At 74.3% G+C, this 836-nt stretch carries 1 protein-coding gene; it reads right to left on the reverse strand.

All coding sequences use genetic code 11. From position 1 onward, the window contains the following. Positions 1–67: 67 nt before the first annotated feature. Complete coding sequence (locus G3I65_RS41225; RefSeq protein WP_160700891.1) at positions 68–637, reverse strand: RNA polymerase sigma factor; 570 nt, start codon at positions 635–637, stop codon at positions 68–70. Positions 638–836: the final 199 nt, after the last annotated feature.

Raw genomic sequence — 836 nt, forward strand, 5'->3', positions numbered from 1 at the left:
GCGGCGAGGTCGGCCGGCGCGGTGCGGGCGTCGCGGTGGAGCAGCTCGAGGGTTTCGTCGAGCTCGGTCATGACGGGTTCTCCTCGGTGGGGACGAGCCGGGCTTGGAGCCGGTGACGGACGCGGTGCAGGCGCGAGCGCACCGTGCTCGCGGGCACGCCGAGCGCCTCGGCGACTTCGGCCGGTTCGAGACCGGCCCAGGACGTGAGCAGCAAGACGTCGCGGTCCTCTTCGGACAGCGCCGCCAGCGCGCCGGCCAGCACGCGCAGACGCGCCGCCGCGTCGACCCGGCCGGCCACCGCGGTGTCGTGGTTCTCGGCCGGGCGCTCGCCGGTCGCGGCCTTCGCGGTCAGCTGGAACCCGCGGACCTCCTGCCGGACGTGGTTGCGCAGCAGGTTGGTCGCGATCCCGTAGAGCCAGCCGCGGATCGGCGCCTGCGCCGGGTCGTAGCTGGCCCGTCTGCGCAGCGCGACGACGAACGTCTCGGCCACGAGGTCGTCGGCGGCGTGCACGCCGACCCGGCCCGCGAGGTATCCGCGCAGGGGTGGGGCGTACTCGTCGAAGAGCCGCGAGAAGACCTCTTTCGGATCTCGCGCGGCGAGGTCGGGCCGGTCGAGCCGTTCCACGATTCTGGTCACGCTACTGGTTGTCGTCGGCCGCCGTCCGCGTCCCCGTTCGCACGTCCGGATGAGACGCAGGCCACATCGGGCGAACACGGGCGGCGGGTCCGGACAACAACCCGTATGCACCGGGGAAACGCGATAGCGCTGGCCGCGACGTGCGCCGGCGCGGTGGTGGCGATGCTCGTGGCGGCCGCGGCGGTGCGCCCGCCGGGTC

The sequence above is a fragment of the Amycolatopsis sp. SID8362 genome (assembly GCF_010550475.1).
In the GTDB taxonomy this organism is placed as follows: Bacteria; Actinomycetota; Actinomycetes; order Mycobacteriales; family Pseudonocardiaceae; genus Amycolatopsis; species Amycolatopsis eburnea.